Annotated in this window: 12 protein-coding genes; 5 read left to right on the top strand and 7 right to left on the bottom strand. The window is 68.1% G+C overall.

The window, feature by feature from the left end; translation table 11 throughout:
* Window positions 1-178: 178 nt before the first annotated feature.
* Both IT306_02530 and IT306_02525 read right to left on the bottom strand, forming a co-directional pair.
* Complete coding sequence (locus tag IT306_02530; protein MCC7367268.1) at window positions 179-913, bottom strand: aspartate/glutamate racemase family protein; 735 nt, start codon at window positions 911-913, stop codon at window positions 179-181.
* Window positions 910-2,064: a hypothetical protein gene (locus tag IT306_02525; protein ID MCC7367267.1), complete on the bottom strand. Its 1,155-nt coding sequence runs from the start codon at window positions 2,062-2,064 to the stop codon at window positions 910-912. Before IT306_02525 ends, IT306_02530 begins: the two co-directional genes overlap by 4 nt.
* Window positions 2,065-2,285: 221 nt before the next feature.
* On the opposite strand from IT306_02525, the gene IT306_02520 reads away from it, so the two are divergent.
* Together IT306_02520 and IT306_02515 are read left to right on the top strand one after the other, a co-directional pair.
* Entirely contained in the window at window positions 2,286-2,813 is a 528-nt protein-coding gene (locus tag IT306_02520; GenBank protein ID MCC7367266.1) for a DUF4405 domain-containing protein, read from the top strand.
* A 25-nt stretch (window positions 2,814-2,838) separates the two neighbouring features.
* Window positions 2,839-3,357 carry a hypothetical protein gene (locus IT306_02515; GenBank protein MCC7367265.1) on the top strand — a complete coding sequence of 173 codons (519 nt, stop codon included), beginning with the start codon at window positions 2,839-2,841 and terminating at the stop codon, window positions 3,355-3,357.
* A 734-nt stretch (window positions 3,358-4,091) separates the two neighbouring features.
* On the opposite strand, the gene IT306_02510 is transcribed toward IT306_02515, so the two are convergent.
* The gene (locus tag IT306_02510) at window positions 4,092-5,534 is read right to left on the bottom strand and encodes a CehA/McbA family metallohydrolase (protein ID MCC7367264.1); all 1,443 of its coding nucleotides are present in this window, start codon (window positions 5,532-5,534) and stop codon (window positions 4,092-4,094) included.
* A 121-nt stretch (window positions 5,535-5,655) separates the two neighbouring features.
* Window positions 5,656-6,651, bottom strand: a complete 996-nt coding sequence (locus IT306_02505) for an SMP-30/gluconolactonase/LRE family protein (protein MCC7367263.1) — start codon at window positions 6,649-6,651, stop codon at window positions 5,656-5,658.
* Window positions 6,652-7,204: 553 nt separating this feature from the next.
* Between IT306_02505 and ppsA the strand changes: the two genes are divergently transcribed.
* Window positions 7,205-9,808 carry a phosphoenolpyruvate synthase gene (ppsA, locus tag IT306_02500; GenBank protein MCC7367262.1) on the top strand — a complete coding sequence of 868 codons (2,604 nt, stop codon included), beginning with the start codon at window positions 7,205-7,207 and terminating at the stop codon, window positions 9,806-9,808.
* 81 nt (window positions 9,809-9,889) lie between these two features.
* Here ppsA and IT306_02495 read toward each other — a convergent pair whose 3' ends face one another.
* Complete coding sequence (locus IT306_02495) at window positions 9,890-10,717, bottom strand: sugar phosphate isomerase/epimerase (GenBank protein ID MCC7367261.1); 828 nt, start codon at window positions 10,715-10,717, stop codon at window positions 9,890-9,892.
* Between the two features lie 148 nt (window positions 10,718-10,865).
* Between IT306_02495 and IT306_02490 the strand changes: the two genes are divergently transcribed.
* Window positions 10,866-12,062, top strand: a complete 1,197-nt coding sequence (locus tag IT306_02490) for a mandelate racemase/muconate lactonizing enzyme family protein (protein ID MCC7367260.1) — start codon at window positions 10,866-10,868, stop codon at window positions 12,060-12,062.
* Between the two features lie 207 nt (window positions 12,063-12,269).
* Window positions 12,270-12,701: a VOC family protein gene (locus IT306_02485; GenBank protein MCC7367259.1), complete on the top strand. Its 432-nt coding sequence runs from the start codon at window positions 12,270-12,272 to the stop codon at window positions 12,699-12,701.
* Window positions 12,702-12,802: 101 nt separating this feature from the next.
* Here the strand turns inward: IT306_02485 and IT306_02480 are convergent, their stop codons facing one another.
* Window positions 12,803-13,147: a hypothetical protein gene (locus IT306_02480; protein MCC7367258.1), complete on the bottom strand. Its 345-nt coding sequence runs from the start codon at window positions 13,145-13,147 to the stop codon at window positions 12,803-12,805.
* Window positions 13,148-13,378: 231 nt separating this feature from the next.
* The gene (locus tag IT306_02475) at window positions 13,379-13,780 is read right to left on the bottom strand and encodes a thioesterase family protein (protein ID MCC7367257.1); all 402 of its coding nucleotides are present in this window, start codon (window positions 13,778-13,780) and stop codon (window positions 13,379-13,381) included.
* Window positions 13,781-14,181: the final 401 nt, after the last annotated feature.

The raw sequence follows: 14,181 nt of genomic DNA, 5'->3' as shown, positions 1-14,181 counted from the left end.
TCGTGCCCGTCGCCCGCCGCTGAGCCCCCTTGCAGAATCGACGCCACGACGTGCCGCCGGATCGGGAGGATCGTGTCAGGATTGTCCGGTACGGCTGGCGGCGTGCGGCCAGGATTTGACCTCCGGATCGGCGCCGGGGGGCGATCCGCCGGGCAGAAGCCGGAACGGCGCTCGGCGCCTACAGGAAGCCGCCGGGGACGCGCCGTCGGACCACGGCTTCGTGGACCCAGCGGGTGAGCGTCACGATGTCGAAGAAGGGCAGGCCCGTCGCCTCCTGCACGGCCGGCCCGAACGACGAGAAGTTGGTGCCCTCACAGACGAACGCGCCGACGTTCGGATGGCGCGCCAGGAGATCGGTCGCCATCTTGACGACCCCGGCCTCGGCCGCCTCGATGTCGAGCGTCAGACCGTTCTTGACGAACGTCTCGTAGAAGGCGGGCGTGTCCTGGGAGCCCTGCACGACGACCGGCACGCTCTCGTCGATGCCGACGGCGCGGAGGTAGCGCGGCTCCAACGTCTCGCCGTGGGCGGTCAGGATGCCGATGCACTGGTCGGGCCTGAGCATGCGCGAGACCAGGGGCGCCTGGAGCAGACTCGACGTAAAGACCGGGATATCCACCGCGCCCGCCATCTCTCGCTGGTAGAGCGCCAGGAACCCGCAACTGGTGGTGATGGCGCGCACGCCCTCCCCGGCAAGCTGCTGGGCGGCCTCCACGAACGGCGTGAGCAGGGACGGATCGCGCTCCAGCACGACGCGGCTCGGGCTGGCGCCGTGTACCACCTGGTAGCGCACGGGAAAGCTGAACGTCGTGGCGTTGCCGACATCCCCGGGGATGCGCGGAAATCGGCTGTCCAGCATCAGGATACCGATCGATTCGCCGTAGAACGGCCGGCCGCCAGTCACCAGCGTCATGGCGTCCAGGATAACAGTTCGACCCCGGACGGGTTGGCGCTGCCAGTGGCGGACTCTTCGGTGATCGAGATGCGGCGGACTCGGTCCATCGGCAGCGGCACCGCGATCCGCCCTGATGCGACGCCGCGCTGGTTCGCCGTGAACGTCCCGCCCGTGCGGAACGGCTGGCCGGGCTCGCCGAACCAGACCTGAAAGGCTCGCCCGGGCCGGGTCGGCGGCAGCGCCTCGGCGGCAAGCTCGGCGCGGAGGCCGCCGTCGATCAAGAACAGCCGTGCCCGCGCAACGGGCAGGCCGGTCCCGGTAAGCGTCACGAGTTGCCCCCCGGGCAGCCGTGCCAGCACCTCGAAGGTCGGCGAGGCGTGCGGGCCGGTCGCGCTCCAGGCCCCGACGAACAGGCCAGCCGCGAGCACAAACAGGAGGGCCGCACCCCACATCAGCGAGACGAGCCGGATCTTGCGTGGCGCGGTCCGGTGTGGGATGCGCGACGACGGGATCGGCTCGATGGCGTCGCCACGTGGCGTCGGTGGGGCTGTCGGCGGATGCACCTCGATGCGGATCGGCGCGGCCGGACCGGGAAATGGGTCGGGGAACGCGTCGATGGGTGGGGACGTCGGGCGGATCGGCCGGGTGGACGCTGCTCCGGGCGGCAGGGCCGGTGCCGCGGGCGGCAGGGCCGGTCCTGCTGACTCCTCGCCGCGTGCCCGCGCCAGCAGCCGGTCTCGGAGGGGGCGCGGATCGACCACCGACAGCCGTGATGAACGCAGCCGGCCGGCGGGGTCGTCGGCGTGGGACGCAGCTTCCTGGCTCTCGGCCAGCAGGGGGGTGGCGCGCTGCCGCGTCTGGTTTATCAGCCAGACGCGGACGGGTGTGCGGGTGCGCCCGTCCAGAGCCTCGCCGTGCCAGCACCGCATGAACACGTCGAGCACGATGCTCTCCGCCTGGGCATGATCGCCGACGATGCTGGCCGCCAGCGAGAGCACGCGGCCACCGTGCCGGTCGAACAGCGCGGCCAGGGCCAGCTCGGAGTGGTGGCGTGCTCCGTCCAGCAGAACATCATCCTCGATCAGCGACGACGTGTCGGCGGCTCCGGACGCGTCAGCCGTGTCAGATGCCTGAGGCGGGTCGGATCGGTCGGGGGGCGGCTCGGCCATGCTGAGAGCAGACGGTACCACAGGGAGACGTTTCGGATTGCGCTCACTATGCGGCACCGCGTGGGTCAGAAGCGTGTCGACATTCAGGAATCTGTCAGGTTCGGGTCGCGTGCGCTTCAGGTGGTGCGTCGATACTGAGACAGGAACGGAAACACGCTACACACACACGCTCGACGCCGCAACGATGCGCTCGCTGCCGGGCGAGAATGGGGCAACTCGCGATGCGCACTCGACGCCTTTCTCCTGGGATGCTGGCCCGCCTCGGGCTGGACATCGGGCTGACCGGCCTGATGCTGGCCCTGTTCTCCTTCGGCCTGACGGGCCTCGCGCTGCACGAGTGGCTGGGGCTGGCGCTCTGTATCGTCCTGCCGGTCCACATGCTGGTGAGCTGGTCGTGGCTTGCCGCGACGACCGGCCGCCTGTTCGGGACGCTCCCCTGGAAGACCCGCCTGACCTACCTGCTCAACATGGCGTTCTTCGCGGCGCTGGTCGTCGTGACGGTGACCGGCCTGGTCATCTCCGAAGCGATCGCACCGAACTGGCTGCCGATGACTGGCTCGCGCGGCTTCTGGCGCGTCCTGCACACGACGTCCTCGAACGCCTGTCTGGTGCTGATGGGTCTGCACATCGCCGTCTACTGGCGGACGCTGGTCAACGTCGTGCAGCGGGGCTTCGGGTGGATCGCGACGCGTGGAACGAGCGCTGAGAGCCGGTCGAGCCGCCTCGGCCAGCGCGCACGCGCCGCCTGAACCGATGTCCGTGAGGAGCAAGATCATGAACGCACTCGGTCGCTACAGTTGGCGACTCTCGATCATCGTCGTCCTGGCGTTCGCCGTGACCGGCGTGCTGTACGGCGTCTCGCTGACCCCGTACGGCTCGTCCTTCGCGAGCCGCCGTCCGGGCCCGCCGCAGGCTGTCCAGGCGCAGCCGACAGCGTCCACCGCCGGTGTCACAGCGGCCACCGCCGGTGTCACAGCGGTGGACGCGAGCGCCGTACCGTCTGATACAGGGCAAGCCGCCGTGGCCGCCGCACCGGCCCAGGGCACCGGACAGGCTGCCGCGGCGGATGCCTCGACGGGGACGACCCAGCTCCAGGCTCCACAGCGAGCGGCCGGTGGCGGCGGGCGCGGCCCGAACCTCACGCGCGGGCTGCCGGAGTTTGGCCTGCACGCCGGGGTCATCGCGGCGATCGTCCTGATCGTGAACTCGATCGGCTTTGGGATCAACCGCTGGCAGCGACGACGCGGGATGTCGCGAGCGCCGGTGTTCAACCACGCGATGGCGCGCCGCTAGAGGCTCGTCTGGCGTCAATCGCAGGGTCGCTCAGTGCCGGTCGTCATCCCGACCCCATTCGGCACGCTCAGGGCAAGCTACGCGAGGCACGAGCACACCCCGCTCGTCATCCCGACCGCGGCGAGGCACGAGCACACCCCTCTTGTCATCCCGACCGCGGCGAGGCACGAGCGGAGTGGAGGGATCCTCCCAGGGTGACGGACGACTGACGAGGAAGATCCCTCGACTGCGTTCGCACGCTCACGCCGCTCGGGATGACGGTGAAGGGAGCAGCCTCACCTCGCTCGGGATGACGGGGGAGGGGCGTCAGGCTTGCCCTGAGCATGCCGAACGCGTCGCTTCCCACGGGATGACGGGTGAAGCGTCGGCAGAGGTCCAACCCGGTCGTTCACGACTGACAGACCACGAGGCTGCTCGTCAGATGGAGGTGTGACCCTGCACCCGCCGCCGTCCCCTCCCATCACGATCCAGCATGCCGCGATCGAACCACCCCTGTCGTCCTGAACGCAGTGAAGGACCTCACCCGCTGACCGTCAACGTTGGCGTCACCCGCCGAGCGTCAACGCTCCCGTCACCCGCTGACCGTCAAGGGTCGCGCCAGCGGGTGAGGTCCTTCGCAGGCTCAGGACGACAGGTGCGTCTTGCACGCTTTGCACGAGGCACTCGTATCTGTCTGCTTGAATCTGTCCGCCGAGAATCGTTCAGGGGCAGGCCGGCAGCGCACGGGCCTTCTGCTAGCTGCGCGACAGCCGCTCGAACGCCTGCTCGCCGTCAGCGTACAGCTGCAGCAATCGGTCGCGTTGGGCGGCGTTGTCGAACTTCCCCCTGGCGCCGATCCAGCCCCGCACACCCTCAATGTGCGCCAGGAACGAGGTGGCCGCCAGGCGGACGGTAGCAGCCCCGGGCCGGGCCCGCAGGTACACCGGGCTGGTGTGCGCCCACAGCGGGTGGGCGAAGCTGGTTCGGCGGCTGCCCCAGCAGCGTGCGGCCAGCCAGCCAGCATCGGCGATATCCAGCGCCACCTCGAATGAGCCGCCCAGCGCCCCGCTCGTGTTCTCGTGGCCGTAGGCGACCGCTCCGTCTCGGATGATCTCGACGCGATCCACCGGCTGCGCGCCTTCCCAGGTGACGCTAACCGTTGCCGTCTTCGTCATCTCCGAGATCGCGAGCACGTCGTTGCTGGGCGCGTGCCCGTGTACGCTCAGCGAGAGGATCGGACCATCCGTGATGAAGGTCCGCCCTGACTTCAGCGCGCCGAGCCAGCTCTCGTAGCCAAAGTCGCCGGCCACGTGGGTGTACACCCGGTTGGTCGAGCAGAGATACCAGTCCGACCCGGTCGAGCAGGGGATCTGGATGCCGCAGTTCAGCATCCGATACCAGACGTCGTAGTCGGGGTCGCGCCACCACGGATCGAACAGGTTCAGCCCGTCCAGCCTCCCCAACACCCCGGCGACAGGTGCTTCCATGCCGTCGGCGTTGTGGCACCAGAGCACCACGCCGCCCTGCTCGCGGGCGCGGTCGCAAGCGTCCACCAGCGGCGGGTAGTCGGGGCTGGAGTCGTCCACCAGCACGCCCCGGCTCATCGGCTCGACCAGCTGCTTGATGTTGACCAGCATGATGTGGCCGTAGCCAATCGTCCACGGCTCCTGGTTGTGGCGGCTCTCCTCGCCCACGTCGATGAGGTGCTCGGGCGTGGACAACTCGTGCCGGCCAATCGGGAACGCGTTGGACGCGTACGCCAGATCCCACCGTTGCAGCACGCTGACGATGAAGACCGGCAGATCGTCCACCCGCGGATCGAGGCGCAGCCGCTCCAGGGGGCGCGTCTCCTTCTCGTCGTAGTGGATGTGGGTGTTGCCGGCGTACCAGCCCTGGCTGGACAGGCTCGTCCAGCGGGCGATGGTCAGATCGATCTCGACCTTGCCGTGGCGTGGGGCCTGTACCACCGTGTGCAGCGGACGGTACTCGGTGCCGCGCTCCACCACGATATCGACCTGCCCGGAGGGTAGGCTCACCACGAACTCGTTCTCGGCGTAGAAGAACGGGTCGCCGGTGCCGTACTTGAGGATGCTGTCGACGGGGTTGCAGAGCGCTCCCGCCGAATCGACCACCCGGACGCGCGCCGCGAGCGGCCGGCCGGTGTCCCTATCCCAGACGCGCCCGACAAGCTCTGGCACGTTTCCTCCAGGTGATGGGTCGAGGATCGTGGATCGTGGGTCGAGGATCGTAGGACGTGGGGACCGGGTCCGCCCCCACGACCCACGACCCTCGATCTACGACCCTCCTATGGCCCTCCGGTCAGCTCCAGTGGGCGCCGCGCGTGTTCACGTACAGCGAGTAGATCGACTGGCTGGCGGCCATGAACAGCCGGTTGCGCTTCGCCCCGCCGAAGCAGAGGTTGGCGCAGCGCTCCGGCAGCAGGATCTGCCCGATCCGCTCGCCCTCCGGCGTGAAGACCTGGACGCCGTCGATGCCCGGCCCGCCGGCCGCCGCCGACCAGACGTTGCCGTGGATGTCCACGCGGATGCCGTCCGACATCGCGTTCTTCTTCTCGCCGTCCACCGTGATCGAGAGGTCGGTGAACTGGCGGCCGTTCGCCAGCTTCGTGCCATCCACCACGTCGTAGACGCGGATGTCCTTTGGCTCGCCAGTGTCCACGACGTAGAGCCGCGAGAAGTCGGGCGAGAAGCAGAGACCGTTCGGGCGGTCCATCTCACTGACCGGCAGGACGCGGGTCACCGCGCCGCTGGTTGCGTCCACACGGTAGACGAAGCAGTCGTGGTAGACCTTGCCGCCCGGGGTGCCCTCGTACCCGCCGACCGCGATGGTGCCGTACGGCGGGTCCGTGAACCAGACCGAGCCGTCGGCATGCACGGCTACGTCGTTCGGAGAGTTCAGGGGCTTACCCTCGTAGGCGTCGGCCAGGACCGTCTGCGAGCCGTCCAGCTCGTAGCGGACCACCCGCCGGTTCAGGTGCTCGCAGGAGATCTGCCGTCCCTGCGCGTCGAAGGTGTTGCCGTTGCTGTTGCCAGAGGGGCTGCGGAACACCGAGACGTGGCCGTCCTCGTCCAGCCAGCGAAGCTGCCGGTTGTTCGGGATGTCGCTCCAGACGAGGTAGCGGCCGTTGGCGCTCCAGGCTGGCCCCTCGGCCCACAGCGAGCCGGTCCAGAGGCGCTGGATCGGCGTGTTGCCCTGCTGGAGCGCCGCAAAGCGCTTGTCGAGCACGACAACGTCAGGATCGGGGTAGCGCAGGGGCATGGCGTTCAGACCGTAGTCGCGGCCAGTTCCGGTCATGGTCACTCCGAGCGAGCCAGCCGTCGCATCGCCGACGATGGCGCTCAGCAGACGGCAGCCGAGATGGTGGCGTCGCGCGCGGGAGCGGAGGCGACGCGAGGCAGGGTACCCCGGATCGCGCCTCGATCCCCACCCGCGCTGGACCAACTGCAGGGCGATTGCATGATCTCTGGTGTTCCCGAAGACGGTGCATCGGGCGGTCAGGGACTGAAGTCCCCGCCGGGGTCGCAGGACGTGCTTGTCATGCAATTGCCCTGTGACCGTCGCGCCCAGCGTGCCTGGTCAGTGCGCCATCGATACGGTAGGGGAGCGGCATCGTTGCGGCGTTGAACCGGGGCTGTCGGCTCGTGCCCGACAAAGAAGGGGACGAGCGTGCATGCTCCTCCCCACTTCAAATGTATACCCCGACGTGGGACTTGCCGCAAGAGCGCCCTCCCCTGGCAGAATGGCCGTCCTCGGCATGGACTCCCGACGCTGGAGTCGCGACATGCCTGTCTCGCTGCGCCAGTGCCGCGCTGCAGCACGCTCAACAACACCGGACGGGGAGGAGCGGATGCGCTGCTACGTGCTGGATCTTCAGGAGATCGACCGAACACAGCTTGCCGTCGTGGGCGGAAAGGGCGCGCACCTGGGCGAGCTTGCGCGCATCGATGGCGTCCGCGTGCCGCCCGCCTTCTGCGTGACGACGGCCGCCTTTGTGCGGATCATGGCCGAAGCGCCGTCGCTTGACCAGCAGATCGCCCGCCTCGCCGACCTCTGGCCGGATGACCGCGAGGCGATCCGGGTGCTGAGCGGGGAAGTTCGCCAGGCCATCGAAAGCGTCGCCATGCCAGATGATGTGGCGGCGGAGATCGCGGACCGCCTCGCGCGCGTTGGGGGGCAGGAGGCCTACGCGGTCCGTTCCAGCGCGACGGCGGAGGACTTGCCGACGGCCTCCTTCGCGGGCCAGCAGGACACTTACCTCAACGTCGTCGGGCCGCGAGCGATCCTTCAGCATGTCAGCCGCTGCTGGGCCTCGCTGTTCACCGAGCGCGCGGTGACCTACCGGCTGCGGAACGGCATCGACCATCGGACGGCGCGGATGGCCGTCGTGGTGCAGCGGATGGTCTTTCCGCAGGCGGCGGGCATCCTGTTCACCGCCGATCCGATCACCGGCAATCGGAAGGTCGCCTCCATCGAGGCCAGCTTCGGCCTGGGCGAGGCCCTGGTGTCCGGACTGGTGAACGCGGACGTCTACAAGGTGCGTGACGGCGAGATCGTCGCCAGGACGGTGGCCGCCAAGCGCCTGGAGATCGGCGCTGCACCGGGTGGCGGCACCATCCGGCAGGAGGTTGCGCCAGCGCGCCAGCAGCAGCCGGCCCTGACCGACGAGCAGATCGTCCAGCTCGCGCAGCTTGGCCGGCGGATCGAGGCCCAGTTCGGGCGCCCGCAGGACATTGAGTGGTGTCTGGACGACGGCAGCTTCCAGATCGTCCAGAGCCGGCCGGTCACTACGCTGTTCCCGATCCCCGAAGCGGAGGACGGCGAGTACCACGTTTACATCTCGGTCGGCCACCAGCAGATGATGACCGACCCGATCCTCCAGCTGGGGCTGTCGATGTGGCAGTTGACGGCCTTGCGACCGATGCTGACGGCCGGCGGGCGGCTGTTCGTGGACGTGACCGCTGAGCTGTCCTCGCCGGCAGGGCAATCCGGGCTGCTGGAGCTTGTTGGGCGGTCAGATCCGCTGCTTGGGGACGCCCTGCGAACGGTGATTGCTCGGGACGACAGGCTCCGAGCGCTTCCTGACGACGGAGCCGGCGTGGCCCCGGCGGCCGGACCGGCGGCAGGCGGCACGCCAGCGCCCATCGCGAACGACCCGGCCATCGTCGCCGGTCTGGTCGGGCGCATGCACGATTCGCTGGCCGCGCTGAAGGACGCGATTCGTTCGAAATCGGGACCGGCGCTGTTCGACTTCATCCTGGCCGATCTCCAGGAGCTGAAGCGACTCCTGTTCGACCCACAGAGCCATCAGGCGATCGTGGCCAGTGTCGAGGCGACCTGGTGGCTCAACGACCACCTGCGCGTGTGGCTCGGCGAGAAGGACGCTGCCCACACGCTTTCTCAGTCCGTGCCCGACAACGTCACGTCCGAGATGGGGCTGGCGCTGCTCGACGTTGCGGATGTGGTTCGCACGTCGCCTGCCGTGGTGGCGTTCCTGGAGCAGATCCAGGACGACGGTTTTCTGGACGACCTGTCCAGGCTGCCCAGCGGTCAGGCGGCGGCGATCCGGGGCTTCCTCGACCGGTACGGCATGCGCTGTGTCGGCGAGATCGACATCACGAGGCCGCGTTGGAGCGAGCGCCCGTCCGCGCTCATCCCGATGATCCTCAGCAACGTCAGGAATTTCGGGCCGGGCGAGGGCATGCGGCGCTTCGAGCGGGGACGGCAGGAAGCTGCTGAGAAGGCGCACGAACTGGTGGAGCGCGTCCGCGCCCTGCCAGATGGCGCGGAAAGGGCCGCCGAGACCCAACGGATGATCGACCGGCTCCGGACGTTCGCTGGCTACCGCGAGTTTCCGAAGTACGGCATGGTCTGCCGCTACGCCGTGTACAAGCAGGCGTTGATGGCGGAAGCCGACCGGCTGGTGGCCGTCGGCGTGTTGCGGACGCGAGAAGACGCCTTCTTTCTCACTGTTCAGGAGTTGCATGATGGCGCGCGCACGCAGCAGGTCGACCCGGGGCTGATCCGCCAGCGCAAGGATGAGTTTCGCACCTATCAGTCGCTCACGCCGCCGCGCGTCCTGACGTCTGACGGCGAAGCCCTGACCGGGGCGTACCACCGCGACGACCTGCCGGCCGGTGCGCTGGCTGGTCTGCCGGTGTCGGCGGGGATGGTCGAGGGGCGGGCGCGCGTGATCCTGGATATGGCAGGCGCCGACCTGGAACCGGGCGACATTCTGGTCACCGCCTTCACCGATCCGAGCTGGACGCCGCTCTTCGTTGCCATCGGTGGCCTGGTAACCGAGGTGGGTGGCCTGATGACCCACGGGGCGGTGATCGCGCGGGAGTACGGGTTGCCGGCGGTGGTCGGCGTCGAGCAGGCGACCAGCCTGATCCGGGATGGACAGCGGATCCGGGTGCATGGCACGGAGGGGTACGTCGAGATCCTGTCCTGACGGCAGGCGCAAACAGGGAGTGGGCGGCGCGTGCCCGGCTGGATGCGGGGGCGCGCCGGCGCTCGGGAGAGCAGCGGGCGCTCAGGCGAGCAGCGGCCCCACTGCCGCGTATGACTCGCGGATCGCCTGCTCGACGGTCTGCCCCGGCTGCAACGGCTGGTGGACCGTGAACCAGCCGTCGTACCCCACCTCACGCAGGGCTGAGACGATCTCCGCGACGTCGATGGCCGAGCGGTCTCCGACCGGCGTGTACTCGGCGCGGACCTCAGGGCCGCCGTCGCGGTGCCGCCAGCGGACCGGCCCGTCTGGCGCGAGGCGCATGTTCTGAAAGTAGGCGTTGAACAGGTACGGCGCCAGCCGCTCGACGGCCCGCCGACCGTACTCGCTGCCGCAGATCAGCAGGTTGGCCGGCTCGAACGTGATGCCGAAGTTCGGGCGGTCCACCCGCTGGAGGATGTCCAGGCACTCGTCCACCGTTTCGAGCAGGGTGAAGAAGTGGGTCTGATGGGCGATCCGGATGCCCTCGGCGGCAGCCGTGTCGCAGGCCGACCTCAGCAACTCGACCTCCTCATCGGTGCGGACCATCACGCGGATCAGGTCGCAGCCCAGCGCCTGCGCGAGACGGATGTACGGCAGCGGATCGCGCAGCACACGCGCCACATCGCCGGTATTGGCAGCCAGCGGTACGTCGCCCGTCACCATCGAGACGGCCAGTCCGAGGCGGTCGAGCAGCGCGCGGACCTCCTGCACGCGCTCGGGCGGCGAGTCCACGGATACCGCCGAGGCCCGCATCGAGAGGCCTTCGAAGCCGACCTCGCGGGCCAGCGACGCCAGCTCTGCCAGGGGCATGAAGGCGCGATCCTTCTGTGCTTGCAGCTCGGCGATCCGCACCGACAGCGACAGTCGCATGGCCCGCACTCCCTTGCCCACACCGGCTGCCTGGTACGGTCGCACGTCCGGGACCGCGGTGTCCAGCCGCTCGGGACGGGCGCCGCCCGGGAAACCGCCCTGCGCGGTACCATCCGCATCGACCGCGCGATCCAATGAGGGAGCTGGCATGAAGATCACCGATCTCCGATGCGTGGTGCTGGGTGAGAACCCGGTCATCCGCATCCTCACCGATGAGGGTATCGACGGCTACGGCCAGATCGAGTCCACCAAGCCGTACATCGTCCCGAACGTCCTCTTCTTCAAGGACGCGATCCTCGGCGAAGACCCCACCAACGTCGAGCGCGTCATGCTCAAGATTCGCCAGCGCGGGGCGTTCAAGCCGTGGGGCAGCGCCATCAGTGCCATCGAGATCGCGCTGTGGGACATCGCCGGGAAGGCGGCCGGCGTCCCCGTCTACAAACTGCTCGGCGGCAAAGTGCGGGACCGCGTCCGCATCTACAACGGCGGGCTGCGTTTCCCGATGGAGTCGTACACCCCCGAGGAGTACGCCGAGGTCACCCGCGGAATGGTGGCCGCGCCCGAGGGCTTCACGATCATCAAGCAACCCATCGGGTTTCACAGCCCGATGAAGCGCATCGTGCCCGACTTCTTCTACGGCGACCCACGCCCGGCCGGGCTGCACGGCGCGCTGGACCGTGGCGCTCTCACCGAGAAGGGGCTGAAGCACCTCGTGGCGTGCGTCGAGGCGATGAAGGCCGTGACCGGCGATGAGATCGGACTGGCGCTCGATTGCGGCCCCGGGTTCTCCCCGAAGGACGCCCTCAAGTTCGCGAAGGCTGTCGAGCCGTACAACCTGATGTGGCTCGAGGACATGATCACCGGGGACTACACCCCGTATGTGAGCGCCGAGGTCTACCGCGACGTGACCTGGAACACCACCACGCCGATCCACACCGGCGAGCAGATCTACCTGCGCCACAACTTCAAGGACTTGATTGAGCGTCAGGCGATCAACGTCGTGGGGCCGGACCCGGAGGATGTTGGCGGCATCGCCGAGCTGAAGTGGATCGCGGAGTACGCCGACCTCCACGGCATCATGATGGCCCCGCACGGCGTCTTCGACGGCGTCATCGGGCTGGCGGCGCTCGTGCAGGTCTCGGCGGCCATGCCTCACAACTTCATCGCGTTCGAGTACCCCTACGGCAAGCCGGCCTGGTGGTACGACATCGTCAAGGGCCTCCCGGACCCGATCGTGCAAGACGGCCACATCACCGTCTGGGATCGGCCAGGACTGGGCATCGAGATCGATACCGAGAAGGCGCGGCAGTACCTCAAGCCGGAGGATGCCGGGTTCTTCGACTGAGATCAGTCCCCACCGATTCGCACAGACCGGCCCGGTGGCGCCGCCCCCTCATCCGTGTACGGGGTCGAGGGATCGGCCTCGCCGGGCCAGACTTCGTGTGATTCGATGCCTCGGCCTGCATCACGACGGAGAGATCCGTCGTTTTTTGGTATACGCGCGCGCGTGTTCGGCCGTATCCTGAACTCAGCGGCAGAAGGGATGTGAGCTATGGCTATCACGCAGGAGGTCGAGGGTCGGAAGGCGGGCCGGCCGACGTTCGCGCTTGAGGCGGTGAGCGCGATCACCCTGGCAACCCACGACATGGCGCGGTCTGTTCGCTTCTATCGTGCGCTGGGCTTCCCGATTCACTACGGCGGCGAGGACGCCGACTTCACGAGTTTTCGGGCTGGCGAGCTGACGCATGGGAGCAGCTACCTGAACATTATCCTGGTCCCGCGTGAGCGGGAGCTGGGCTGGTGGGGGCGCGTGATCTTCCACGTCTCGGACGTCGACGCCGCGTACCAGTGCGCCATTGCTGGCGGTCTCTCACCGCAGTTCCCGCCGGCGGATGCGCCCTGGGGCGAGCGCTACTTCCACCTGACGGACCCGGATGGCCACGAGCTCAGCTTCGCTCGTCCGCTGGAGCGCCCACCCGTCTGACGGCGGACCTGACCGGCGCAGCCCGGACCGGAAAGAAGCGAGGACTGCCATGGCGGCAGCCCTCGCTTCTGTTGTCTGCGCTGTGGATGAGCCAGCCGTCCTCAGTTGAAGGTGACGGTCTGGGTCTCGCAGAGGTTGACCTGATTCAGCTCACCCTCGCCACCGTCCACCACGATCACCTTGACGTCGTAGTAGCAGTCGCCTTCCTTGAAGCGCGAGAACTTGATGGTCACGCTCTGACCGGCTTCGAGCACGTCCTGCCCGAGGATGTCCTCGCCCCAGTCGTCCAGGTTGGACGGCGTCACGTAGACCTCGGTGATAACCCGGCCGGTGGCATTGTTCAGGACAAAGTCACGCGGATCGGCAAACGCCGTCGAGACGCTCCCGATGACCAGCGCCAACGCGAGCATCGCACCGCCGAGGCGGCTGAAAAACAGGCGACGCATGTTCGAATCACTCTCCACTGTGAAGGTTGTATTCCGGACTTCGCAGGCCGTCATCGTTGACCCGCAGACCATAACGACAGAATGAGGCAGCCGAGATGGCTGCCCCTGAAATGTGTAGAAATGTTTGCAGTTTCGTTGCATTCCAGTGTGTTTGGTGTGAGGGCATAGTGACTGCGTCGGCCCGATACACGTTTCGAGCCGGAGCGGCAACTGAGCGCGATGCCGTGCCTGCTAGGTCTTCGGCAGTTTGGCCTCGGCGCGGGCCAGCAGGCGCGCGCCATCGGCGATGAACCGCTCGTGGGTGCCCTCGGCGATCTTCTCGACCGCGTCGAACGCTTCGACCAGGAAGCTCAGCTTGCGGCCCTCGACGGCCGTCAACTCGGCGCGCGCCCGGACCTCGATGCCCAGCGGCGACGGTGACAGGTGCCGGACGTCCAGCCGCGTGCCGACCGTCGTCGAGCCGTCGGGCAGCAGGTGGTCTACGGCGTTGACGGCGGCGAGCTCGACCAGTGCCAGCATGGCCGGCGTCCCGAACACGTCCAGCCGCCCTGAGCCAACGGCGCTGGCGAGATCGGAGGGCGTGACGGTTCGCGCGACCTCGCCGATCAGCCCGGGCTGGATCTCCTGAGACATCGACGTCCTCCTTCGGCGGCCTGTGTGATGGTGCTCGCCGCTTCATCTGGGGCCAAGGATAGGCTGTCGGCCTGCAGGGCGATTGCATGTTGATGTCGTCGTGCCGCCGCGTCGGGGCTTGAAAGCCCCGCCTACGATCCTGCAGTCGCTGCGCGACGCCCCGGTCTCACCAGACGACGCCGTTTCCGGTGTCCGTCGCGCAGCGACTGAATGACTGTAGGCGGGGACTTCAGTCCCCGACCGCCCGTTCCATGATGCATCGGGTACACCAATGAACATGCCATCGCCCTGATGCTGCTACCAGTGCAATCGTATGTTGAGCGCGTCGTGCCGCCGCGTCGGGGCTTGAAAGCCCCGCCTACGATCCTGCAGTCGCTGCGCGACGCTGTAGTCTCACCAGT

This window comes from Chloroflexota bacterium (genome assembly GCA_020850535.1).
Lineage (GTDB): Bacteria > Chloroflexota > UBA6077 > UBA6077 > JACCZL01 > JADZEM01.
The sequence above is the reverse complement of the archived record's forward strand: the minus strand, read 5'-3'. Positions and strand labels throughout refer to the sequence as shown.

Coding starts and splice junctions, on each gene's coding strand:
- IT306_02505 (MCC7367263.1), bottom strand. CDS start 6,651: ATGACCGGAACTGGCCGCGACTACGGTCTGAACGCCATGCCCCTGCGC.
- IT306_02525 (MCC7367267.1), bottom strand. CDS start 2,064: ATGGCCGAGCCGCCCCCCGACCGATCCGACCCGCCTCAGGCATCTGAC.
- IT306_02530 (MCC7367268.1), bottom strand. CDS start 913: ATGACGCTGGTGACTGGCGGCCGGCCGTTCTACGGCGAATCGATCGGT.
- IT306_02515 (MCC7367265.1), top strand. CDS start 2,839: ATGAACGCACTCGGTCGCTACAGTTGGCGACTCTCGATCATCGTCGTC.
- IT306_02495 (MCC7367261.1), bottom strand. CDS start 10,717: ATGCGACTGTCGCTGTCGGTGCGGATCGCCGAGCTGCAAGCACAGAAG.
- IT306_02475 (MCC7367257.1), bottom strand. CDS start 13,780: ATGTCTCAGGAGATCCAGCCCGGGCTGATCGGCGAGGTCGCGCGAACC.
- IT306_02485 (MCC7367259.1), top strand. CDS start 12,270: ATGGCTATCACGCAGGAGGTCGAGGGTCGGAAGGCGGGCCGGCCGACG.
- IT306_02480 (MCC7367258.1), bottom strand. CDS start 13,147: ATGCGTCGCCTGTTTTTCAGCCGCCTCGGCGGTGCGATGCTCGCGTTG.
- ppsA (MCC7367262.1), top strand. CDS start 7,205: ATGCGCTGCTACGTGCTGGATCTTCAGGAGATCGACCGAACACAGCTT.
- IT306_02490 (MCC7367260.1), top strand. CDS start 10,866: ATGAAGATCACCGATCTCCGATGCGTGGTGCTGGGTGAGAACCCGGTC.
- IT306_02520 (MCC7367266.1), top strand. CDS start 2,286: ATGCGCACTCGACGCCTTTCTCCTGGGATGCTGGCCCGCCTCGGGCTG.